The sequence below is a fragment of the Bacillus sp. 5w2 genome (assembly GCF_054353775.1).
Window position 1 is genome coordinate 81,358 of sequence record NZ_JBTIWT010000019.1, and the last position, 24,041, is coordinate 105,398.

Annotated in this window: 27 protein-coding genes and 2 pseudogenes; 6 read left to right on the forward strand and 23 right to left on the reverse strand. The window is 35.6% G+C overall.

All coding sequences use genetic code 11. The features are described 5' to 3' along the window. Positions 1-12 precede the first annotated feature (12 nt). Complete coding sequence (sdhC, locus tag ACXY7N_RS24520) at positions 13-639, reverse strand: succinate dehydrogenase cytochrome B558 (RefSeq protein ID WP_000678354.1); 627 nt, start codon at positions 637-639, stop codon at positions 13-15. A 299-nt stretch (positions 640-938) separates the two neighbouring features. Here sdhC and ACXY7N_RS24525 point away from each other — a divergent pair, with 299 nt between their 5' ends. After that, complete coding sequence (locus ACXY7N_RS24525; protein WP_000042214.1) at positions 939-1,388, forward strand: YslB family protein; 450 nt, start codon at positions 939-941, stop codon at positions 1,386-1,388. Positions 1,389-1,504: 116 nt separating this feature from the next. Here ACXY7N_RS24525 and uvrC read toward each other — a convergent pair whose 3' ends face one another. From uvrC to ACXY7N_RS24570, 9 genes and pseudogenes are all read right to left on the reverse strand, one after another. Continuing rightward, positions 1,505-3,289, reverse strand: coding sequence for an excinuclease ABC subunit C (gene uvrC, locus ACXY7N_RS24530; RefSeq protein ID WP_016135409.1), 1,785 nt, complete (start codon positions 3,287-3,289; stop codon positions 1,505-1,507). A gap of 148 nt (positions 3,290-3,437) precedes the next feature. Then, complete coding sequence (gene trxA, locus ACXY7N_RS24535) at positions 3,438-3,752, reverse strand: thioredoxin (RefSeq protein WP_001018943.1); 315 nt, start codon at positions 3,750-3,752, stop codon at positions 3,438-3,440. A 211-nt stretch (positions 3,753-3,963) separates the two neighbouring features. Beyond that, positions 3,964-4,941 (reverse strand): electron transfer flavoprotein subunit alpha, encoded by a 978-nt coding sequence (gene etfA / locus ACXY7N_RS24540; RefSeq protein WP_016086063.1) that lies wholly within the window; start codon positions 4,939-4,941, stop codon positions 3,964-3,966. 36 nt (positions 4,942-4,977) lie between these two features. After that, positions 4,978-5,751 (reverse strand): electron transfer flavoprotein subunit beta, encoded by a 774-nt coding sequence (gene etfB, locus ACXY7N_RS24545; protein WP_488592654.1) that lies wholly within the window; start codon positions 5,749-5,751, stop codon positions 4,978-4,980. A gap of 78 nt (positions 5,752-5,829) precedes the next feature. Next, positions 5,830-6,606: an enoyl-CoA hydratase gene (locus tag ACXY7N_RS24550; RefSeq protein WP_000911291.1), complete on the reverse strand. Its 777-nt coding sequence runs from the start codon at positions 6,604-6,606 to the stop codon at positions 5,830-5,832. Positions 6,607-6,617: 11 nt separating this feature from the next. Further along, the gene (gene fadR / locus ACXY7N_RS24555; RefSeq protein WP_080117847.1) at positions 6,618-7,205 is read right to left on the reverse strand and encodes a fatty acid metabolism transcriptional regulator FadR; all 588 of its coding nucleotides are present in this window, start codon (positions 7,203-7,205) and stop codon (positions 6,618-6,620) included. Positions 7,206-7,311: 106 nt separating this feature from the next. Beyond that, positions 7,312-8,997, reverse strand: coding sequence for a long-chain-fatty-acid--CoA ligase (locus ACXY7N_RS24560; protein WP_142292021.1), 1,686 nt, complete (start codon positions 8,995-8,997; stop codon positions 7,312-7,314). A 338-nt stretch (positions 8,998-9,335) separates the two neighbouring features. After that, positions 9,336-10,262, reverse strand: coding sequence for a BclA C-terminal domain-containing protein (locus ACXY7N_RS24565; RefSeq protein ID WP_488592656.1), 927 nt, complete (start codon positions 10,260-10,262; stop codon positions 9,336-9,338). Between the two features lie 281 nt (positions 10,263-10,543). Then, a pseudogene (locus tag ACXY7N_RS24570) lies at positions 10,544-10,678 on the reverse strand (sigma factor); the annotation flags it as partial. A gap of 120 nt (positions 10,679-10,798) precedes the next feature. On the opposite strand from ACXY7N_RS24570, the gene ACXY7N_RS24575 reads away from it, so the two are divergent. Both ACXY7N_RS24575 and ACXY7N_RS24580 read left to right on the forward strand, forming a co-directional pair. Further along, the gene (locus ACXY7N_RS24575; RefSeq protein ID WP_098985957.1) at positions 10,799-11,302 is read left to right on the forward strand and encodes a DinB family protein; all 504 of its coding nucleotides are present in this window, start codon (positions 10,799-10,801) and stop codon (positions 11,300-11,302) included. A gap of 130 nt (positions 11,303-11,432) precedes the next feature. Continuing rightward, positions 11,433-11,604: pseudogene (locus ACXY7N_RS24580) on the forward strand (YfjL-like protein); the annotation flags it as partial. 69 nt (positions 11,605-11,673) lie between these two features. Here the strand turns inward: ACXY7N_RS24580 and ACXY7N_RS24585 are convergent. The 7 genes from ACXY7N_RS24585 to ACXY7N_RS24615 form a co-directional block, all read right to left on the reverse strand. After that, positions 11,674-12,369: an ABC transporter permease gene (locus ACXY7N_RS24585; RefSeq protein WP_098985958.1), complete on the reverse strand. Its 696-nt coding sequence runs from the start codon at positions 12,367-12,369 to the stop codon at positions 11,674-11,676. Between the two features lie 24 nt (positions 12,370-12,393). Next, entirely contained in the window at positions 12,394-13,263 is an 870-nt protein-coding gene (locus ACXY7N_RS24590; protein ID WP_116349185.1) for a DUF4097 family beta strand repeat-containing protein, read from the reverse strand. Positions 13,264-13,297: 34 nt separating this feature from the next. Continuing rightward, positions 13,298-14,002: an ABC transporter permease gene (locus ACXY7N_RS24595; protein WP_016135417.1), complete on the reverse strand. Its 705-nt coding sequence runs from the start codon at positions 14,000-14,002 to the stop codon at positions 13,298-13,300. Between the two features lie 34 nt (positions 14,003-14,036). Then, positions 14,037-14,198, reverse strand: a complete 162-nt coding sequence (locus ACXY7N_RS24600) for a hypothetical protein (RefSeq protein ID WP_016135418.1) — start codon at positions 14,196-14,198, stop codon at positions 14,037-14,039. Next, positions 14,191-15,114, reverse strand: a complete 924-nt coding sequence (locus ACXY7N_RS24605; RefSeq protein ID WP_488592657.1) for an ABC transporter ATP-binding protein — start codon at positions 15,112-15,114, stop codon at positions 14,191-14,193. Before ACXY7N_RS24605 ends, ACXY7N_RS24600 begins: the two co-directional genes overlap by 8 nt. 125 nt (positions 15,115-15,239) lie before the next feature. After that, entirely contained in the window at positions 15,240-16,175 is a 936-nt protein-coding gene (locus ACXY7N_RS24610; RefSeq protein WP_016086046.1) for a HAMP domain-containing histidine kinase, read from the reverse strand. 1 nt (position 16,176) lies between these two features. Next, positions 16,177-16,869, reverse strand: coding sequence for a response regulator transcription factor (locus ACXY7N_RS24615; RefSeq protein ID WP_488592658.1), 693 nt, complete (start codon positions 16,867-16,869; stop codon positions 16,177-16,179). A 169-nt stretch (positions 16,870-17,038) separates the two neighbouring features. Between ACXY7N_RS24615 and ACXY7N_RS24620 the strand changes: the two genes are divergently transcribed. After that, entirely contained in the window at positions 17,039-17,212 is a 174-nt protein-coding gene (locus tag ACXY7N_RS24620) for a hypothetical protein (RefSeq protein ID WP_016086044.1), read from the forward strand. Further along, positions 17,213-17,407: a YwbE family protein gene (locus tag ACXY7N_RS24625; RefSeq protein ID WP_001014310.1), complete on the forward strand. Its 195-nt coding sequence runs from the start codon at positions 17,213-17,215 to the stop codon at positions 17,405-17,407. Positions 17,408-17,445: 38 nt separating this feature from the next. Here ACXY7N_RS24625 and ACXY7N_RS24630 read toward each other — a convergent pair whose 3' ends face one another. After that, a complete protein-coding gene (locus tag ACXY7N_RS24630) occupies positions 17,446-18,645 on the reverse strand; it encodes a class I SAM-dependent rRNA methyltransferase (RefSeq protein ID WP_016086043.1) in 1,200 nt (399 codons plus the stop codon). A gap of 291 nt (positions 18,646-18,936) precedes the next feature. Between ACXY7N_RS24630 and isdG the strand changes: the two genes are divergently transcribed. Continuing rightward, the gene (gene isdG, locus ACXY7N_RS24635) at positions 18,937-19,260 is read left to right on the forward strand and encodes a heme oxygenase (protein ID WP_016086042.1); all 324 of its coding nucleotides are present in this window, start codon (positions 18,937-18,939) and stop codon (positions 19,258-19,260) included. 68 nt (positions 19,261-19,328) lie between these two features. Here the strand turns inward: isdG and srtB are convergent, their stop codons facing one another. The 5 genes from srtB to ACXY7N_RS24660 all read right to left on the reverse strand — a co-directional run. Further along, positions 19,329-20,093 carry a class B sortase gene (gene srtB, locus ACXY7N_RS24640; RefSeq protein WP_016086041.1) on the reverse strand — a complete coding sequence of 255 codons (765 nt, stop codon included), beginning with the start codon at positions 20,091-20,093 and terminating at the stop codon, positions 19,329-19,331. 31 nt (positions 20,094-20,124) lie between these two features. Then, positions 20,125-20,895 (reverse strand): ABC transporter ATP-binding protein, encoded by a 771-nt coding sequence (locus ACXY7N_RS24645; protein WP_016086040.1) that lies wholly within the window; start codon positions 20,893-20,895, stop codon positions 20,125-20,127. After that, positions 20,885-21,868 carry a FecCD family ABC transporter permease gene (locus ACXY7N_RS24650; RefSeq protein ID WP_016086039.1) on the reverse strand — a complete coding sequence of 328 codons (984 nt, stop codon included), beginning with the start codon at positions 21,866-21,868 and terminating at the stop codon, positions 20,885-20,887. The genes ACXY7N_RS24645 and ACXY7N_RS24650 overlap by 11 nt, the downstream gene beginning before the upstream one ends. Before the next feature lie 27 nt (positions 21,869-21,895). Further along, positions 21,896-22,777, reverse strand: a complete 882-nt coding sequence (isdE, locus tag ACXY7N_RS24655) for a heme ABC transporter substrate-binding protein IsdE (protein WP_016135421.1) — start codon at positions 22,775-22,777, stop codon at positions 21,896-21,898. 69 nt (positions 22,778-22,846) lie between these two features. Continuing rightward, positions 22,847-24,041: NEAT domain-containing protein (locus ACXY7N_RS24660; RefSeq protein WP_488592659.1), on the reverse strand; the 1,195-nt coding region annotated here is incomplete at its 5' end.

Sequence of the window (24,041 nt, forward strand, 5' to 3'; positions counted from 1 at the left end):
CTCTCCCACTCCTTACTGATTTGCTAGCTGTGGATCGATGAACGCTAATAATGCACTCACACCTACATAAGATAGACCTAAGAAAATAGCTAATGTTACATAAGTAGAGATTCTTTGTGAACGTGGAGATACTGTAATTCCCCAGCTGATGCAGAATGTCCATAGTCCATTTGCAAAGTGGAAAATTGTTGAAACAACACCAACTAAGTAGAATGCAAACATAGCTGGATTGTTTAAAATATCTGCCATCATATCATAGTTTACCTCTTTACCTAACATTGCTTGAATACGAGTTTCCCAGACGTGCCAAGAAATGAAAATCAGCGTAACGATACCTGAAATTCTTTGGAAGACGAACATCCAGTTACGGAAATAACCGTAAGAAACCGCATTGTTCTTAGCTGTAAATGCAATATATAAGCCATATATAGCATGGTACAGTATCGGTAAAAAGATGATGAAAATTTCTAGCGCATACCGGAATGGAAGGAGCTCCATAAAGCCTGCAGCTTTGTTAAAAGCCTCTGCTCCTCTTGTTGCAAAGTTGTTTACAATTAGATGTTGCGTCAAAAAGACACCAACCGGGATGACCCCCATTAATGAGTGCCACTTACGAAACGTATACTCGCGGCCTTTCATGTCCCCATTACCCCCTTGAATGTTTGACTGCTGTTTTCAGATTAATTTATAACAATAATGTTTTTTCACTATTGGCATAAGAAAAACTGAAAAAATTATTCGAAATATTTCAGCATAATTTGATAACAAGTTCATTTTACCCCTATTTTTGTCGAAGCGTCAAGAAAACGTATACATAATTTGCATATAATTTGCCAATTCTTTTTTTCTTCTTAGATATTCAGATTTACCTAAAGAAAAATCTGTTTTTATAAATGAAAAATGTTATATAATAATCCCTATAGAAAGAGGGGAATATTGTGAGTAAAAATACAATCGATATAACATCTTTAGAAGATGTTTCATTGAACGCCTTCGCTTATGAATTGCTACGTGAAGAATTACTACCTGATTTAATCGGCAACGATTTAGATGGTATTTTATACTGGTCTGGTAGAAACCTTGCAAGAAAATATCCACTAGAAACAATTGAAGAAGTCATTCAGTTCTTTGAAAAAGCTGGCTGGGGCACTTTAAGCATTATTGAACATAAGCGTCGTGAAATGCAGTTCCAACTTAAAGGCACACTCATTGCAGAACGTCAAAAACAAAAAAGGCATTCTTCTTATCAACTAGAAGCTGGATTCATCGCTGAACAAATTCAAAAGCAACGGAACGTCGTTGCAGAGTCATACGAAGAAAAGAAAAAACGTTCTGACTCTATTACATTTCTTGTGAAATGGGATATAAAAGATCTCATTGAAGTGTAAGGCATTACCTGCAGTCAACTAGACATATCAGTTTAGTTGACTTTTTTGTATTTTCATTCACATCAATTTATTTTAAATCTTCAGAAATTATAACAAAAAATAGAAGACATTGTAAACTACAACGTCTTCTTATCTGTTAAATACGTATAAATTGTTTCCGCGACATTTTTCGGCATACCCGCTTCGACAAATTCTGCTACCGAAGCTTCTTTCATCTTCTTTAATGAACCAAAATGTTTTAACAATACCTTTTTCCGTTTATCACCGATTCCTGGAATATCATCCAGTGCTGATTGAATAACAGATTTCCCGTGTAATTGACGATGGAATGTAATCGCAAATCGATGCACTTCATCTTGAATGCGCTGCAATAAATAAAATTCTTGGCTATTCCTCTCAAGCATCACAGGTTCAGGTGGATCCCCAATAATTAAATGGGAAGTTTTATGTTTGTCATCTTTTACAAGACCTGCCATCGGAATATATAACCCAAGCTCATTTTCTAGAACATCACTTACAGCTGCCAGATGGCCTTTTCCGCCATCAATAATGATTAAATCTGGTAATGGTAAACTCTCTTTAAGGGCCCTTGTATAACGGCGTCTCACAACTTCTCTCATAGACTCATAATCATCCGGTCCTTGAACCGTTTTAATTTTATATTTCCTGTACTCTTTCTTTGCTGGTTTCCCATCGATAAAAACAATCATTGCGGAAACTGGATTTGTTCCTTGAATATTTGAGTTATCAAATGCTTCAATACGATACGGTGTTTCAATTCCGAGCTGCTTTCCTAAATGATCTACCGCCTTAATCGTTCGCTCTTCATCACGTTCAATTAAATAGAATTTCTCTTCAAGAGCAATCTTCGCATTTTTATTTGCCAATTCTACAAGATCTTTTTTCTTACCACGTTTCGGCTGTGTCGCTTCAACTTCTAAAAAGCGCTCTACTAATTCTGAGTCTATACTTCCTGGAACGACAATTTCCTTCGGCTTAAAATGACTGCTGTTTTCATAAAATTGACCGATAAACGTTAAAAAGCCCTCTTCTGGTTCATCGTAAATTGGAAACATAGAAACATCACGCTCAATTAGCTTTCCTTTTCGAACGAAGAAAACTTGAACACACATCCATCCTTTATCAACTGCATATCCAAACACATCACGATCTACTAAGTCACTCATAATCATCTTTTGTTTTTCCATAATTGCATCAATATGAGCAATTTGATCACGTAACTCTTTTGCACGTTCAAATTCTAGTTTCTCTGAAGCTTCATACATCTTTGTTTCTAATTCTGAGCGAACTTCTTTATGTCCACCATTTAAAAACTTAATAATTTCATCTACAATTTCTTTGTTTTGTTCTTCCGTCACTTCTTTCACACAAGGTGCTAAACATTGACCCATATGATAATATAAACAAACTTTATCGGGCATATTTGAGCACTTACGAAGCGGGTACATACGATCTAGCAGTTTTTTCGTTTCGTGAGCTGATTGTGCATTCGGATAAGGTCCAAAATACTTTCCTTTATCCTTTTTTACGTTTCGCGTAATGAGTAATCGCGGCTGTTTTTCAGCTGTAATTTTAATAAAAGGATATGTTTTATCATCTTTTAATTGAATATTATATTTTGGATCATGTTTTTTTATTAAATTTAACTCTAAAATGAGAGCCTCTAGATTTGAGGAAGTTACAATATATTCAAAATCTACAATTTCTCCGACAAGCCGCAGTGTTTTCCCATCATGCGAACCAGTAAAGTACGAGCGCACACGATTTTTAAGCACTTTTGCCTTTCCGACATATATAACCGTTCCTTGCTTATCTTTCATTAAATAACAACCAGGTTGATCTGGTAAAATAGCCAGCTTCTCTTTTAAATGTTCGTGCACTCGTCACCCTCCATTTCTACATGCTTAGCATTTTTATTTTCACATGAAAACATACTATGCCAAAACACCCAACATACGTTCTTTTATTGTAACGGAAAGGTGTAAAAAAGGAAAATAAAAAAAGCTACCAAATGGCAGCCCCTTTATTTTAGAAGTGTTTAGAAACTAATTCTACTAACGCTTCTTTCGGTTTGTAACCTAACGCTTGATCAACTACTTTACCGTCTTTTAATACGAAAAGAGCTGGAATGCTCATTACTTCGAATTGACGAGCAGTTTCTTGATTTTCATCAACGTCTACTTTTACTACTTTTACTTTTTCGCCTAGTTCTGCATCGATTTCCTCTAATACAGGAGCGATCATTTTACAAGGTCCACACCAAGGTGCCCAGAAATCTAATAATACAACACCTTCGCTAGTTTCAGCTGCGAAGCTTTGGTCATTTGCATTTACAATTGCCATTTTATTTCCTCCTTCAAGTATATTCTACCAAGAGTATATCATTAACTTATATACGTGGCGAATAATATGTATCGTTATGTATTGTAACAAAAAAATGCCCCTTTATACTATATAAAAATACGGATGAAATACTAAAAAGATGAGAGACAGGGGATCTCTCACCTTTTTCTATATATAGGGGTACTTCACTTGGAACTCAAGGGTACTTAAATCATGAATGTACTTTTAACTTTTTAAACTCTTCTGTTAAAAGAGGTAAGACTTCGAATAAATCACCGACAATACCGTAGTCAGCTACTTTGAAGATACTTGCTTCTGGATCTTTATTAATCGCAACGATTATTTTTGAGTTAGACATACCAGCTAAATGCTGAATCGCACCAGAAATACCACATGCAATGTATAAGTCTGGCGTAACAACTTTACCAGTTTGACCAATTTGTAATGAGTAATCGCAATACTCAGCGTCACAAGCACCACGAGATGCCCCAACAGCACCGCCTAGTACGTCAGCTAACTCTTTTAATGGTTTAAAGCCTTCTTCACTCTTCACACCGCGTCCGCCAGCGATAATAACTTTCGCTTCAGAAAGATCAACACCTTCTGCTGTTTTACGGACAACATCTTGAATGATTGTACGTAAATCTTTCACATCAACTGTAATAGAAGATACGTCACCACTGCGAGACTCATCTTTTTCAAGCGTTGCAATGTTATTTGGACGTACTGTCGCAAATAAGATACCGTCTGTTACAATCTTCTTCTCGAATGCTTTACCAGAGTAAATTGGACGAGTGAAGATAACATTTCCACCTTCAACCTCTAAAGCAGTTACGTCAGAAACTAAACCAGCTTCAAGCTTCGCTGCTAATTTTGGTGATAAATCTTTACCAAGTGCTGTATGTCCAAAGACAATACCTTCTGGATTTTCTTCCGCATATACAGCTAAAAACGCTTGTGCATAACCATCAGATGTATATGATTTTAATTTATCATTTTCAACTGTCACAACGCGATCTGCACCGTAATGAATCAATTCATTTGCAAAAGAGGCAACGCTGTCTCCAACTAGAAGACCTACTACTTCACCGCCTTCTGCAATTGTTTTTGCTGCTGCTACCGCTTCAAACGAAACGTTACGTAGCGATCCATCACGAACTTCACCCATTACTAATACTTTACGAGCCATAGATTTTCCCTCCTGCATATATAATTTCGTATTTTATTAGATTACTTTCGCTTCTGTATGGAGCAACGATACAAGTTCTTTTACTTGATCTTGCAGCTCGCCTTGTAACACTTTTCCTGCATCTTTCTTAGGAGGCAAATAGATTTCAATTGTTTTTGTCTTTGCTTCCACATCATCTTCTTCTAAATCTAAATCATCTAATTCTACTTCTTCTAGTGGCTTTTTCTTCGCTTTCATAATACCTGGAAGTGATGGATAACGCGGTTCATTTAAACCTTGTTGTGCCGTTACTAAAACTGGTAATGAAGTTTCAATCACTTCAGTATCACCTTCAACATCACGCTCAATCTTCACGTTTGTACCGTCAATTTCAAGTTTTGTAATTGTCGTTACGTACGGAATATTTAACGCTTCAGCTACGCGTGGACCGACTTGTCCAGATGCACCATCAATTGCAACGTTTCCGCCTAAAATTAAATCTGCATCTTTATCTTTTAAATATTCAGCAAGCACTTTTGCTGTCGTGAACTGGTCACCATTTTCCACATCATCTTCAATATTAATTAATACCGCTTTATCACAGCCCATCGCTAATGCAGTACGAAGTTCTTTCTCACTATCTTCGCCACCGACTGTTACAACTGTAACTTCTCCGCCTTGTGCGTCTCTTACTTGAATTGCTTCTTCAATTGCATATTCATCGTAAGGGTTGATGATGAATTCCGCTTCGCCATCGTAAATTGCACCGTTTTTAATTACGATTTTGTCTTCTGTATCAAATGTTCGTTTCATGAGTACGTAGATGTTCATTCCATTTACCCCCTTGTTTTTCAGAAAGATTCTATCAATTTTAATTTTCTGTTAATTTATATTAAAAAAATAATTGAACTACCTGCCACTAAATGAAGGTTTACGCTTTTCTAAAAATGCAGCTACACCTTCTCTTCCATCTTCACTCGTAAATACTTCACCAAAAATCTGTGATTCACGTTGTACACCTTCATAGTAATGAGACGATTTTGTCGTTTGCAATAACTCTAGTACAGCACGAGTTGTTGCTGGACTTTTTCCAGCAATTTGTTTTGCGACTTTAAGCGTATCATCTAAAAATGATTCTTCAGAGAACAATCCGTTAACAAGTCCCCATTTCAATGCTTCTGCACCAGTAATCGGTGTACTTGTTAACATCATTTCACAAGCTTTTGCTTTCCCAACATAACGTGGTAAGCGCTGTGTACCTGCAAAACCAGGAATTAATCCAAGTGTTAATTCAGGTAAACCAAGTTTTGCACTTTCAGTTGCAAAGCGCATGTGGCAAGACATAGCAAACTCAAGGCCGCCGCCCAGTGCCGCTCCATGAATTGCCGCAATAACTGGTTTTGAACATTTTTCAACACGCTCAAACGTAACTTGTCCAAGCTGTGCTAATTCTGTTGCTTGCTTCGCTTCAGTAACAGATGTAAATTCTTTAATATCTGCTCCTGCTGAGAAGAAACGTCCTTCACCATGAATAACAACAACACGAATGTTATCATCCTTTTCCACTTGATCAATTAATTCAGTAACGTCATGCATAACTTGTGAAGACATCGCATTCGCTGGTGCGTGATTTAACGTCGCCACCGCGATATGATCTTCAACTCTTACAGATAGGAATTTCAACATGATCCCTCCCATTATTGACGATAACCACAAGCTGCAATAAGTAGCCCATGTACCGTTTTTGAAAGTGCGACCAGATCATACTTATGATCGCTCATTACCCAATTGGTCACAACTTCATCTACTGTTCCAAAGATCATTTGTCTTGCCACGCGAACATTTAAATCCGCTTGAAACTCACCTTGTTTTATGCCAGTCTCTAAAATCTCATCCATAACTTGTAAGTAGCCTTTTAATACTTCATTTATTTTAAGGCGCAAGTCTTGATTAGACTGTCTTAGCTCTAATTGCGTAACGATAGCAAGAGGATCATTTTGCGACAACAGCACGAAGTGCGTTTCTACCAACATGAATAACTTCGATACAGCGCTTTCAATTCCTGCTGTTTTTTGACGAATTGTTTCGACAAATTCTCCCATCTTCTCTTGGAATAAGGATATTAATATATCTTCTTTATTTTTAAAATATAAATAAATCGTGCCATCAGCTACCCCAGCTTGCTTTGCGATTTTAGAAACTTGCGCTTGGTGGTACCCATTCTCCGCAATCACAATGACTGCCGCATCAATAATTTGATTGTATTTCGGTCTATTTTTCTTCACTTTACTGTCCCCTTCAAGAAGATGACTGAATGAATAGTCATTCATATTCTTATAATACTGACTATTTAGAAAAGTGTCAATCCTATTTTTTCAAAAAGAAAGGGCCTTAGCCCGTTTGCTCATCCTCATTCTTTCGCTTCTCTTCATCTATTAGAACACGGCGTAAAATTTTTCCGACTGTCGTTTTCGGCAATTCATCTCTAAACTCATATACTTTCGGCACTTTATAAGCGGCTAAATATTTACGTGCAAACTGATTTAATTCTTCCTCAGAGCACTCCGTACCTTCTTTTAACACAACAAATGCTTTAACTGTCTCTCCTCGGTACGGATCTGGAACTCCAATCGTCACTACTTCTTGCACTTTTTCATGCTCATATAATACTTCTTCTACTTCACGAGGATACACATTAAATCCACTCGCAACAATCATATCTTTCTTACGATCTTTCACATAGAAGAAGCCATCTTCATCCATGTAACCAACATCCCCTGTATGGAGCCACCCGTCTTGTAATACAGCTGCTGTTTCTTCTGGCTTATTCCAATACCCTTTCATAATTTGAGGACCCTTTACAACAATTTCACCAAGTTCACCCGGAGGTAAAGCCTCTCCAGTTTCAAGTGACATAATGTTTGCCTCTGTATCTGGCCACGGCACACCAATACTTCCTGGCACGCGTTTTTCCCACAAAAAATTCCCATGTGTAACTGGCGACGACTCCGTTAATCCATAACCTTCTACCAATTTTCCACCTGTAACTCTCTCAAACTCTTCCTGTACTTCTACAGGAAGCGGGGCAGATCCACTAATACAAGCCTCGATAGAAGAAATATCATATTCTTTTAAGAGGGGACTATTTAATAGAGCAATATAAATGGTTGGTGCCCCTGGAAATAGTGTGACTTTATGTTTTTTTATTGCTTCAAAAACCATTTTCATATCAAACTTCGGAATCAGCACCATTTTATATCCTTGCATAATACTTAAATTCATTACAGCTGTCATCCCATACACATGAAAGAACGGAAGGACACCAAGAATTACTTCTTCTCCTTCTTTACAATTATATAGCCAATGAGCTCCCATCAAAGTGTTCGAAACAAGGTTTTTATGCGTCAACATAACCCCTTTTGGAAATCCCGTTGTTCCCCCTGTATACTGCAAAAGAGCTAGATCATTTTCAGGATCACAAGGAACTTCAATATTAACATTACTTTCTCGTTCTACTGATTTCCATAGATGAATCGTTTCGCTTTCCGACACATTCACGACAAGATTTGCCTGCTTTTTTTGTACAAATGGATAAAGTAAATTTTTAGGGAAGGGTAAAAAGTCCGCAATCCGAGTTACGATAATATGTTCAATTTTTGTAGCAGATTGAACATTCGTTACTCTTGGAAACACTAAATCGAGACAAAGAATTACTTTTGCTCCGGAGTCATGAAGCTGGTATTCTAATTCTCTTTCTGTATATAGTGGATTTGTTTGTACTACGATACCTCCCGCAAGTAATGTACCATAATAACCAATTACGGATTGCGGACAGTTCGGCAACATAATAGCAACTCGATCACCCTTTTCCACACCGAGCTTTTGAAGATAATTCGCAAATCTCTTCACCTTATCGTGGAAGTCTGAAAATGTAATATCCTTCCCTAAAAAGTGAAGCGCTTTCTTTTCTGGATAGCGAGAAGCCACCTGTTCCACATATCCATGAAGCGGCTGAATTTCATAAGAAATCGTACTTGGAATTTCTTCTGGATAACTTTTCAACCATGGTTTTTCCACCTTCATTCCCCCTTCAAATACATAAAAGATAAAGTGAAACTTTAATCAGTGGGGGTTTTATTTCCCCACTGATTATTAGTTGAACAAATCGGGCTTTTACGGGCAGTTGATCACCCAGTTAACTTCTTTACTTTCGCTGAATTTTGAGGTGGGATCTTACTGCCCGTTAATGCGGGATAAATGAATGTTCATTCATGATGGTTATTTTCATTATATTATAGTCACCATAACGTTACAATCATAATATTCTGACTTTTATATAACTATGCTTCACTCCATTAACTTCTTATTATATGTAGAAACTCTCCTAATCTATAAAAGAATAAGAGAGTCATTATTTAGCTTAATCTTATTATCGTTAACACAGCTCCTGGTGTAGTTGTTGATAATGTAGCAACAGCTAACAAACCAAATAGTTGCAAACTAATAGCACTTCCAGCCGCAAGAGTCGTAATAATTGTTGCACTAAAAGATGTGGTTGCCAAGGCAGGCGAATTGATAGTCCCAGCAAGCGGTGCTCCATTAATTGTAATGCGTGAACTAACTAATAACGAAGCGGTTATATTAATTGTATATGAAATATAATAATTCCCTGCATTTGCAGCCGTAAATACTGTATTTCCCCCAGAAACCGTAATTCCCGGACCGATATTCTGATTGTTTGGAAGTGGGACATTTGTTCCACCGAGAAGTACCGATATCGCTGAACCCGACGTATTATTTGCAAACGCGTATGTTGCCGTTATACTTGTGCCAGTTGCTCCGGTTTCACCTGTTGCTCCCGTTGCTCCTGTTGAACCCGTTATTCCCGTCGCTCCTGTTGGGCCTGTTGCTCCTGTTATTCCCGTCGCTCCCGTCGCTCCCGTTGGACCCGTTGCTCCTGTTATTCCCGTTGCTCCCGTTGGACCTGTTATTCCTGTTATTCCTGTTATTCCTGTTATTCCCGTCGCTCCTGTTGGACCTGTTCCTGTTATTCCCGTCGCTCCTGTTGGACCTGTTACCCCCGTTATTCCCGTCGCTCCTGTTGGACCTGTTACCCCCGTTATTCCCGTTGGACCCGTTGGACCTGTTATTCCCGTCGCTCCCGTTGGACCCGTTGTTCCCGTCGCTCCTGTTGGACCCGTTGGACCTGTTGCTCCCGTCGGACCTGTTGGGCCCAGCTTAGGAACTGTCCCATCGCAACTAAAACAGCATGAATCAACATGTACACCATTTTGATTATTACACCCACAATATCCATTTATGTTATTGCTCCATGAAGACATGTTGATCCCTTCCTTCAAATTCAATCTTTTAAGTACAAGTAAGAAATTAAAAAACACCTATCAAATAAGAACGAAAAACTTTATTCAGTGGAGCTAAATATAGATTTATCCCGTACATTCTAATAATTATTACATGCGATACTATCTCCTTTTGCTTGTACTTTCGCCTCTCTCGTTAAATGAAATTCCTTTTCTAAATCCTTCATACACATATGGATTCCAATCTTACATAGCAATATCCGTATAACCCCTTATTTTTCGTTGGAATTTTTACCTTTTCATTTATAATCAATGGCTTTAAACTTCGCAACAGATATAAGCCACCTTCTAAACTTCCCACGATTTTCATCATAACTACTAATGTTGTACCAAACGATTAATAAAGTATCGTCAACACATTCGTTTTCTGACACTTTTACAAACACTTTCTAATAATTTCCATATTTTAACAACACTTAACGAATTCTTTCTTGTGGAACAGGAATTATATTATCTCTCACGAATTTAACCTATGAACATAACTAGGGGGGATAAATATGTACCAAACTATTGAAGGCTTTCTACAATCATGGAAATACGAGGCTGAGTCTACTCAAAAGATGCTCGATGTACTAACAGATGAATCTTTGTTACAAGAAATCGCACCTGGACACTGGACGTTAGGCAGAGTTGCTTGGCACATCGTGACGGCAATTCCTGTTATGCTATCTGGTACTGGGCTTAAGTTTGAAGGAGAAACGAAAGATTATCCTGTACCAACTTCAGCTAAGAAAATTGCAGATGGGTATCGTAAAGTGAATGCGGCTTTTGTTGAAGCACTTCAAAGCGAATGGACTGATAAAGACTTAGCTACTATGAATGACTTCTTTGGCCGCCCTATGCCGAATTCTATATTTTTAATGACACTTATCAATCACCAAAATCATCACCGCGGACAAATGACTGTCTTAATGCGACAAGCTGGCTTAACAGTCCCTGGCGTATATGGTCCTGCAAAAGAAGAATGGGCTGCTGCTGGAATGGAAGCTCCTAAAATGTAACAGAAAAAGACAAGGTGTTTACACATCTTGTCTTTTTCTGTAATTTGTTTCATGTGAAACTATTTTTTTGCTAAATGGTTGTTTTGTGGAAAAAATACGTTGAAATAAAGTGAAACTTTAATCAGTGGGAGATGCGGAAGTCAAAAATACTTCTTACGATGCTAAAATGAACCGCTATGCAATCTCCTTTGAGACAAGTAGAGACGGAGAGTTTACTATCGTAATATAAAAGTCCTAATAACTTTAACATTTCTCCAGGAGTTCAAGAGTATGTAAGCACACACTCTAAATTTACAGAGTAGTAACGAAGCATACATATACAAAAAAGAGTTGGTGTAACTGTAACGCCAACTCTTTTTTACGTATTCTTGTCATACTGTTACATCTTCCCTCTCTATATTTTTAATTCCGTAATATGCAATCGCAACTCCAATTGCCGCCAATGCTAGTTGAAGGGGAAGAAAAGTTGCTGTAGAAAACGCTGGGTTGGTATTCATTGCAATTGATACAACGATAAGAGATGAAACAATTGTAGTTGGCACTGAACGTTTACGCATTCCAAAATATAATGGGATTAAACTCATTCCCGCAGTTGCAATAGCTAAAGGAACCAGTTTTATTCCTTCTTGCGTCAATTGATCTACTGTAAATGGATTAGGAAGAATTGAAAAATAACTATCTATCCCAAAGAACACTCCTACTACTAAAATGTTAGATAAAATAACTGTTAGAAATGTTAATGTTGCTGTAATGGCCAACTTACTACTCATCATTTTCCTCCGATTAATAGGATAAGAAAACATAAGTAGTATTGTCTTATTTTTATATTCACTAATTATTAACCTTGCGATTAACACACTACCAAAAATAATGAATGTTGCTCTTACTAATGTACTAGCCGTTAACAACATCATCTGCGGATCCCTTATTTCTGGATCACCTTCTACTTGAGCAACAATGCTCGTAAAGATCATTAATGCCAGTATAGCGATATTTGCAATAACTGCCCCTTTTACATACCAGCCAAGCTTAAACTTCTTCATTTCTAGCTTCATTAAACGTAGCATAATAGTCCTCCTTTCATTTACATTTTAATCAATATAAATCGCTCCTGTTTTACTTAAAATCTTCACTTCATTTTTTGCGTCACCGATGGTTCCTTCTTTTATCTTTTCTGTATTTTTATCTTTCTTAAGTCCGTCTACATTCACTATTATGTCAGCCGAATTACTTTTAGCCGTAAGCTTTAAAGAAGCCGGAACACCTTTATACCTTACGCCAATGTCGCCTGATTTTGTTTCTACAAATAATGATTTTCCTTCTGTCATATCTTTCAGTAATACTTCACCGGATGTTGAAGTGATGTTCATATTTTCGTTTTTTACATTTTTCACATAATTATCGCCAGTAGTAGAAGTTATATTTACTTCTTGTAATGAACTATCTTTTAACATTAAATCTCCACTTTCGGATGTGAATTCCCCCTTCTCTGCCGATAGCCCTACAATCATTTCATCTCCAGATTTGCCTTTCGTCACAATACTTTTTACTACTATATCTCTTATTTTCACATCACCCGATTTATTATTTAATACAATTTTATCTATTTCTTTCTTCGGAACAGTTATAGATATACTATTTTTCTTCCTAAACGTAAAACCATTAAAAAATTTAGTCACCTTTTGTTTTTGCTTAATCACAATTTTATTTTCATCATTTTCTATTTTGACAGGATCTATTTTATCCACTTGTTGACCTTGAGCAGAAATTACTATTTTATTAGCGTCTGTACTTTTAAATTCAATATCCCAGTTTTCATTGTCTACTTCTATTTCTTTTATATGATTTATCTCAAAAGACTTTTCTTTCTTAAAATCTTTCCCCTGAAATGTCTTAAAACCAAAAACCACACTAGCAATTGTCAGAAATAAAATTGCAATTACTATTATTTTTTTCAACATTCATACCCCAGTTCATTGTTGTTTTAATCTTACTTCACGCCACATCGATCTTGTCGATTTTACGATAGGATAGATAACTAATGAAAACCCCTAATAAACAGAGCACTATTGGGATAGCTATAAAATCAAACATACTTACTTGATCGCTTCCAGCCCCAACGTTACCACTAATCAGCATACCAATTATTACTGCCGAAGTAATCGTTGTCGGTGTTGATTTCTTTCTCATCCCAAAAAACAAAGGAATTAAACTTATACCAGATATCATAAATGCACTTATAATAGTAGTTGGAACGATAGCTATTATTTCACCTATCGTAGCTGGCGTTTCAATCAGTCCCATCATTGGACTCACAAAATATACGAGCAAACTAATAATAAAAGTAGCGATAATCGTGCTCACAAAACAAAAACAAAAAACAATTGTTAATTTCGCTCTCATTAACATTTTCCTTTGTAGTGGATACATAAACAATAGTTGCATTGTTTTGTTCTTATACTCATCAATTACTAAACGTGATAAAATGACCGAACTAAAAATAATGAATGTTATCCTAATAAAAACATTTGCTAAAGCCATGTTCTGTGTGAAGTCAGAGAAGAGCACGTCTCCCTCGGCTTTAATTCCTAATGCCATAAGGCTTACTGCAGCGAAAATTGCTATAATACAAATTGCTACACTTTTAAAGTAACTAGATAATCGATGCTTTTTCCACTCAAGCTTCATTAATCTAAGCATACAAACCACTCCTCCATTCTTTATATAACTATCTCTACGCTGCTAACATTCTAATTCCAGCTGTACTTACGCTTAATATCCCTATCACTAGTAAAATTAACGCCCATTTCCGCTCTGGTTTTCTATAATATAAAATCCCACTTATGAACATTACAATTAACCCACTTACTAGATTCACTAACAATCCATTAAGCATGAATGCCCTCTCCATCCATTACATTTAAGAAATATTCTTCTAAGGAACTATGTTTCTTATTAATACTTTCAATTTCTACATCGTTCATAATAAGTGCTTTTGAAATAGCTTGTTGCGTCTCTGACGTATCATACACACGAATCATGTTTCCACTCATTATTTTGTAATTTTTTATACCGAGTTTATCTTCTAAAATATAAGCTGCACGCTTCACATCAGGAACAGTAATTTCAATGTACTCTGTTTGTTTTCCGTTAATGCTCTTCATTGAAACTTCTTTTATTAGTTTTCCATTTTGAATCACACCAATTGTATCTGCCATTAGTTCCATCTCACCTAAAATATGACTAGAAACTAATAATGTAATGCCATATTCTTTGCAAAGCATTTTAAATAAGTCTCGTAATTCTTTAATACCAATTGGATCTAAACCGTTAATTGGTTCATCTAAAATAAGTAGTTCTGGCTTTGTCATGATCGCCCTTGCAATACCAAGTCGTTGCTTCATCCCTAATGAAAAATCTTTTACTTTTTTATCATCTATACCGTGCAGTTTTACTAAATGTAAAGCATGATCAATTGCATTTTTATCGTAATAGCCCATATATTCACAATGTAATTCTAGGTTTTCCTTCGCCGTTAATTTATCATAAAAGATTGGATATTCGATAATGGTCCCCATGCGCTTTAACAATTCATAAGATGTATCTGTTAACTTCTCACCAAAAATTTCAATATCACCGCTCGTCGGTTTTATTAAATTTGTGATCATTTTCATAATCGTTGTTTTACCTGCACCATTCGGCCCTAAGAAACCGTATATCTCTCCTTTTTTCACATGCATGTTAACGCTAGAAATAACTTCTTTCCCTTTAAATACTTTCGTCAGTTGGTTCGTTTTTAATATATATGTCATGTCACTTACCCCTTTCGCACTACTTTATATTTCTATAATAGACAACAGAAATCTCTTTTTTCTTACCCGTTTCTTACAAATTCCTTACGCTGCAAAAAAGCTTGTAGAATCTACTTCTCTACAAGCTAAAACAGCATCTTTGTTAATACAACTGTAAAAATTGTTTTTTCATACGGCTTACTAGAAAGGTGAATTTTCCCATCCATCGCTTCCACAAGCCTTTTCGTAATCGTTAACCCTAAACCGCTCCCTTGGTACAATCTATTTCTTGAATCTTCAAGTGTGTACATACGCTCAAACACTTTATCAATATGAGATTCATCAATTCCTTTTCCTGTATCCCATACGTCTATATACACATTTGTTTCGTCATCTCTTAACGTCATACCGAGTGTCTTTCCATCGTCTCCATATGTAATCGCATTTGATATTAAATTATTCAATACTCTACCTAATACTTCTACATTTCCAAGTGCATATATATTTCTTTCTGGTATATCAATATGAACGTGAAAACCTTTCGTCGTCACTAAATCATAAAAAGATAAAATCTTCTCGCGACAAACTTCATTCATATTTACTTTTGTCATCTCGATTGCCTTGTCACCAGATTCTAATTTTGCTAAATCAAAAAACTTATGAATTAGTTCCATTACTTCTAGTGTTTTCACATGCACCTTTTCAAGTAATATTTGCTGTTCTTCTTCATTTATCGTTTTATCCTTATTTAACATTTCTGTATATCCAAGAATAACTGTTAGTGGCGTCTTTAAATCATGCGAAATATTTGAAAGCATTTTTCTCATCGAAATTTCTACTTTTGCATGATCTGCATTCGTTTTCTGTTTTGCATCTAATAATTGATTAATTGCAACTAATAACTTTTGTAATTCTAGATCATCTGTCATAACGAGTAACTTCTCGCCTGTTTTTTCATTTACAATACTTTCTAACTTTTCATATGTGTATCGTAAATTTTTACTACTATTTTTTCTCATTTTATACTGTATGTAAATGACACATAACAATATAAAAATAATACCTATTAACAGATTGACCATATTACATCACTTCCAACTTATAGCCGATACCCCATAACGTTTTAATATATTCTGGATTAGATGGATTACTTTCAATTTTCTCACGCAATCTTCTCATATGAACATTAATAACATTATCGTCACCGTAATACTCTTCATTCCAAACTAACGTATATATTTGTGCTTTTGTAAATACACGATTTTGATTTTTTACGAACAGTTTTAAAATCTCAAATTCTTTTAAAGTAAGCTTGAGAGGATTCCCTTTTTTTTCCACAGTAAAATTAATTGGATCGATTGTTAAATCACCAATCTGAATCATCTTTTCTGTTGTTTCTGTAGCCGAATATTTCGTAGACCTCCGAATACCCGCTTTTACACGTGCAGCTAATTCAATCATAGAAAACGGCTTACAAATGTAATCATCTGCTCCAAGTCCTAATCCAACAGCTTTATCAACATCTGTATCTTTTGCCGACATCATTAAAATCGGAACGGCACTTTTTTCTCGAATGATTCTCACGACCTCTAAGCCATCTAGCTTTGGCATCATAATATCGAGGATAATCAAATCAAATGAACCTTTTAAATATGTATTCACCCCTTCTTCTCCATCAGATGCGATTGTAACTTGAAAGCCTTCTTTTACTAAATATGTTTCAACCATCTCTTGAATTGAAACGTCATCTTCAACTAATAAAATATGATGTGACATATTTCTATCCCCTTTTTTACAAACATTAACACTTTAATTGTATCGTAACGAATGAATACTGGAAAGAATTATGTGAATTTTCAAACCAACTTCCCTTCCTTCCTTAACAATGATATGATAAAATTCACTACTATTGTTCATAATTAACTTTATATAAAGGAGACTTATCATGTCAGAAAACAAAAAAGTAAGCTTAGCTGATTTAATGCGCGAACAACTTGCAAAGAAAAAGCAAGGTAACGGTAATGGTCAAAATAACACAAACCAAAGCCAAGCAACGAAAAAATTACAAAATCAACAAACGAAAAAAACGAACAACCAACGTAGACGTACAGGTGTATAAATGAACGGACAAAAACGTTCTAATATCGCACCCGGTCTTGAAGTTGATATTGTACTAAAACAAGATCAACGAACTGGTAAATTAACACGTGGAATTGTAAAAGATATTTTAACGAACTCCCCTTCTCATCCGCATGGCATTAAAGTACGATTGCAGGATGGGCAAGTCGGTAGAGTACAAAATATCGTTCAATAAGAAAAGGAGCTCATGTAAACTTGAGCTCCTTTTCTTTATTAACCTTTGATTTTCTCGATGAAAACTACTTTTAAATAGTCCCCTTCTTTAAATTGATCAATTGTACGGAAATCTTCTGGTAAAGAATGTTCTTCTAATATTTTATATTTGCCATTCATTTCTTTAAATGCTGTATCGATAAAGCCTTTAAACTTTTTCATATCGAATGCGCTACAATTTGTAGAAGCAACGATAATACCGTTATTTTCTGTAATGGCAATTGTTTCTTTTAATAAATTTTTATAATCTTTCGCTGCACTGAATGTATATTTTTTTGAGCGTGCAAAGCTTGGAGGATCAAGTACAACCATATCAAATTTCATCTTTTTCTTAGCCGCATATTTGAAGTACAGAAAGACATCTTCTACAATAATATCTTGTGCTTCATAATCAACTTCATTTACACTAAACTGCTCAATCGTTTTACTTAAACTACGATTTGCAAGGTCCACACTCGTTGTTTTACTCGCTCCACCAAGTGCTGCAAATACAGAGAAAGCACCTGTATAAGAGAACATATTTAACATGGTTCTCCCCTTTGCATACTTATCACGAATTTGTTTTCGAACGTTACGCTGATCTAAAAATACACCAACCATCGCTCCGTCATTTAAATAAACCGCAAAATTCACACCATTCTCTTTTACGATAAGCGGGAACTCACCGCGCTCTCCAGCTACGAAATCATCGCCTTCAATGTATTTCCCTTTCGTATCAAAACGCTTTTTCTCATAAATCCCTTTAAAGTTTGCTACTTTTTGAAGAGCTGCTATAATCTCATCTCTAAAAGTATAAATTCCTTCACTATACCAACTCACTACGTAATAACCGTCATAATAATCGATGATTAAGCCTCCAAGACCATCACCTTCACCGTTTAGGGCGCGGAATGCTGTTGTATCACTTGATTTGTAAAATTGCTTTCGTTTATGTAAGGCAGATTTTATTTTACTTTCAAAGAAAGATTGATTAATTTGTTCACTCTCTTTTCTCGTTAAAATCCAGCCATATCCTTTATTTTGTTTTCCATAATAACCTTTTCCGACAAAGTGGTTCTTCTCATCTACTACTTTAATGATTGTTCCTTCTTCCCGAACATCATTTAAATTTTGAATCGCATCTTTTAAAATAAGCGGATATCCACTTTTAATTTCTTTTATAAATTTCGGCTTTATTTTTATAGTTACTTCAGATCGCATGTAATGTCTTCCTTTCCATTTGAATGCTTTCTAATTAGTAGGAAGCATGTAAAAAAACGAGGCTGAAAAACAGCCTCGTTTCACTATACCATATTATCGCTTTACTAGTACAACCCACTCATTGTTGCACCTAATCGCCATATATTTACTAACTTATGAAATAAATATCGTACTTTCAAAAAAAAACTTATATATTTCATCATTACCATTGACAATGATAATGATTTTCATTATCATTTAATGTATATGAGTTCTCGAAAATAAAGGCAACATTTATAGGAGGAATAAAACATGATTATTGTTACAAATACAGCTAAAATTACAAAGGGAAATGGACATAAATTAATTGAGCGTTTTAATAAAGTAGGTCAAGTCGAAACGATGCAAGGCTTTTTAGGATTAGAAGTTCTTTTAACGCAAAATACAGTTGATTATGATGAAGTAACAATTAGCACACGTTGGAATGCAAAAGAAGATTTCCAAGGTTGGACGAAGAGCTCAGCATTTAAAGATGCTCACTCACATCAAGGCGGGATGCCAGAATATATTCTTGATAATAAAATCACTTACTACAATGTTGAAGTTGTACGTATGCCAATGGCCGCAGCACAGTAAACATATTTCTTTTTTAAAGTATAGAATATGAGAAGCGTTACCGCTTCTCATATTCTATACTTTTTTATTTACTGTCTTTTTACTAGTTTCGCATGCACGACTAACCTTCCTGCTTCCGGATCAAGTGCATAGTCACACGTCGAAAGTGTTACGATTTGATCACTTGCTGTCAATTTTGTATCCGTTTTGTACAGCGATTTTTCTTGAATTTTCTCCAAAAATGATGTGTATTCCGTATCACTGCTAAAATCCGTTTCAATGTAATAAAAATCAGTTGTTGTTGTATACACCGAGAACACTTCAAGATCATATCCTTCAAATAATGTATCGTAATATAATTTACGATGCGACATGAAGAACTCTTCATCTAACATTTTCTTTAAACTTCCAAACATAGAACCATCTTTCATACGGTGACCATATAAAATAGTATTTCGATTTTGAGATTTCACATCATTACGATAGTCCATAAAGATGCTTCCTGCTCTCATATCTTCACCTTTATAATTACGAAATAAATAGTAATCATTGTCTTTCGCTTGAACGATTGGATAATTAATTTGTGTATCGTCCATCGTAACCCATCCAACTATTTCTTGGTTAATTTGCTGCAGAGCTTTGAACTGTTTACGCACTTCCCCATCTTGTGATTGCTCTTCCATCGGACTTTTTTCATAAATGTTTTGTGCTTCGGCCATTACTTTACGATTTTCATAGTAATCCATGAAAATATCACCTAATTCATATACTGAATAGAAAAAGGTACCTAAAAAAACAACTGTAAGTATTCGTTGAAAAAAAGAATTCTTCTTCCGTTCTTTTTTACTACTCAAATTATCACCTCAAAACGGATTGTTCGCATATTTAAATACCCATTGGGACCATATACAACCCTGTATCTTCATCTTGCTTTACAACGACATCTACACCGTATATCGTCTTTATCATACTTTCTGTCACAACATCATTTGGCTTACCTTTCGTAACAATTTCGCCGTCTTTCATAACAATGATATGATCACTATAGCGAATCGCCTGATTAATATCGTGTAATACCATAACGATCGTCAATCCATGTACTTCATTTAACTCTTTTACTAGCTCTAATATTTCAAGTTGATAATAAATATCTAAATAAGTTGTCGGTTCATCTAAAAAGAGCATTGGTGTTTTCTGGGCTAACGTCATAGCAATCCAAACACGTTGTCTTTCTCCGCCAGATAACGCATGAATCTCTTTATCACGTTTACTTAGCAAATTCGTACATGCTAAAGCCCTTTCGATCGCTTCTCTATCTTCATCAGTTTGCGAGGAAAAAATATTTTTATGAGGCATACGGCCAAAGCTTGTTAATTTCTCTACCGTCATATCTGCCGGTGCTTCATTTTGTTGATGGACAACGGCTAACTTTCTAGCAAACTCTTTCGGTTTATATTGGCTGATCGCCTTCCCATCCAGTATTACCTCTCCGCTACGAGGATCGTGATTTCTTGACATCACGCCAAGTAATGTCGATTTCCCGCAACCGTTTGGACCAATAATTGTTGTAATTTTACCAATTTCTATTTCACTACTAACCGACTTTAATCGATCCGTTACATTATCATACGAAAAGGTTACATTTTTAATTTCCATGAACTTTATCACTCTTTCTAAGCAAGAATATTAAGAATGGACCACCAATAACTGCCATAATCGTCGCCGCTGGAATTTCGTTAGGTGGCACAATTAACCTTCCAATCGTATCCGCCGTCAAAATTAGTAACGCTCCTGCAAGAGCAGAAAATGGAATTAATACTTTATGATCTGAACCGACTAATTGTCTTGAAATATGCGGAACGAGTAATCCCACGAAAGCAATAACACCCGCAATCGCTGTTGATACTGCCGCTAGGAGTACTGCAATAGCAGAAATAATAAGACGAACTCTCGTCACGTGCAAACCTAAGTTTTTCGCAGTCTTATCTTGTAGCGATAATAAGTTACACCAAGCTCCTACAAACAGAGCAAGAATAAGACCAATTGTTCCATACGTAACCATTATTTCTACATCGCCCCACGTCTTCATCGTTATATTAGAAGTCGTTGTTTGCTTAATACTTTTAATGAAATATCCGCAAATGGTAATGAACGATTCATTTAATCCAGTGAACATCGCATTAATAGCTATACCCACTAAAATAATGCGAAGTGGACTTAACCCTGACTTCCATGAAAATGCATAAACGAGATAACATGCAAACGCACCACCTAAAAAGGCGAATACTGGTGTCCAGAAAAAAAACTGCGGGAATAACGTAATAATAACAAGTGTCATAAAACTTGCTCCTGAAGATATACCGATCACTCCAGCATCAGCGAGTGGATTTTTCATAACAGCTTGAAAAAGCACACCTGAAACAGCAAGTGCCGCCCCAGTGAACAGTGCAATAATAATACGCGGGAAACGTAAATCTTTAATCACTTCAACATCTTCATTTCCCCCTGTAAATACCCCTTGTACAAGCTCAACAATACCTACTTCTAAACTCCCTTTCGTTGCTGACAATGATGTCATAACAATAAGTAATGCAGTAACAATGAGGAAACTCCAAGTTTTTTTATTCATTCCACTCTTCCTTTATATTAAAATGCATCACGGATACATCATTTTTTTCAATTCATCTAACGCTTCAATTGCTGCTAAGTTTCCTGTCGTTCCAAATAAACGCTCTTCTAAATCGTAAACACGATTATTTTTAACTGCCGCAAAATGTTTCCAAATGTCATTCGTTTTAAATTCTTTATCGAACATTTTTACAACTTCATCAGGCATACCGTGTGCTGCTCGTAAAATAATATCTGGATCAGCTTTCTTTAAATACTCCGTATTAGAAGCTAAATACTCTACTTGTTCACCTTGTACAATGTTTTTACCACCTAGTTGTTTTACTAAATCTCCAATATAAGAATGCTCTGTTGCTACCAAGTAACTTCCTGGCACACCTAATAAAATAAGTACTGTCGGTTCTTTCTTCCCTTTTACTTCTTTTTGAATGCTAGCAACTTTTTTATCTAACTTAGTTACTACTGCTTCGGCCTGCTTTTCACGTCCATATTTCTTACCTAAATCGTTAATTGAATTTTGCATGTTTTTCAAACTTGTTAAATCTAAAAAGTTTGCTTTCATACCCACACCATCAAAAACTGGCTTTAATTCATATTCAAGTGTTGTCACCGATAATACTTCTGACGGCTTTAATGATTTTACTTTTTCCATATCAGGGCTCATCGGATTCCCTACGTCTGGTAAACCTTTATATCGTTTTGGTAAAGTTTTAGAACTTGTTGGAACACCAACTAAATCTACTTCTAATGCATCCATAATTTCAGTTACAGCGACTGTCGTTGCAACAACTCTCTCTTTACTCTCGCTCTTTACCTGCTTCGCTGTTTCTTTCTTTGGTGATGAGCACCCAGCTATACTCACTAATAAAATGATAGCCATTAGTACACTTGCAATTTTCTTCACTCTCAATCACCACTCCTTTCCAAATAATATGAAACAAGTCTTGATGCATGCGGACATGCATCAAGACTTCAAAAATTACAATCTACCTGCTCTATATTTACGAACTAGTAAAGCAAGTGAACCTAGCAGTAACACCATGTATAAACCAAGTTGTGCTGTATCTGCTGTTTTTGAGTTTTTCTCTTTTTTTGAATCATTTTTTGTATCTTCTTTTTTCTTCTTATCATCTGCATTGCGGTTAAAATTAGGAGTACCAACTGTTTTTACATTGTCTACTTTCGGTGTAGTCACTGGATTTTTCGGATCATTTTTTGGATCTTTTTTTGGATCCTCTTTAATAGTCCCTACCGCTCCGATGTTATTTGTATCGAATTGAATTTGTACATCGTAGAAGTGGTGGTAGTTCATTGAATCGATATCTACCTTTACTTTTGCATTTAATTTTGCAAATAAGTCATTAACCTCAAATTCTACTACTCTTGTATTTGCAGCCTTATCTTCACTTACTACTTTTGCATCTGCAAATCCACCATTATTTTCTGTTTGGAATTTTGTAATCCATTCACTATTTTTTAGTGTCATTGCAATATACTTCTTACCATCTTTCACCGTTAATCTTGCTGGACTTACAACATATTGATTCATCATTGAAATTTCTTCAGTCTTATCTTTTAACACTTTAAAAGCAATATCATACTGACCATCTTTTAAATTTTTCGGATCAACTGTTGGGTTTTCATTTAGATTATTCGTTCCATCTTGGTTATTGCTTCCACCTTGATTATTGTTACCATCTTGGTTGTTGTTTCCACCTTGGTTGTCATTTCCGCCTTGGTTATCATTTCCAGGTTGATCACCTAAAGCTTTAATACTTCCTTTATCAAATGCAAATTGAATGTCATAGAAGTGATGATAATTCATCGCATCAATGTCCACTTTCACTTTTGCATTTAACTTTTTCGATAAATCATCTACTTCCACTTCTACTACTCTTGTATCTTGCTCTTTATTTGTACCTAATACTTTTGCATCGACGAACGCACTATTCTTTTCAAACTCAAACTTCGTAATCCATGAACTATTTGTTAATGTGAAGGACACATATTTCTTACCATCTTTCACTTTTAATACACCTGGACTCTTCGTATATGTGTTCATCATTGAAATTTCGTCTGTTTTATCTTTTAACACTTTAAAATTGATGCTGTATTCACCATCTGTAAGAGCATTGGGATCAATTGTTTTGTTATCGTCTTGGTTGTCATTTCCG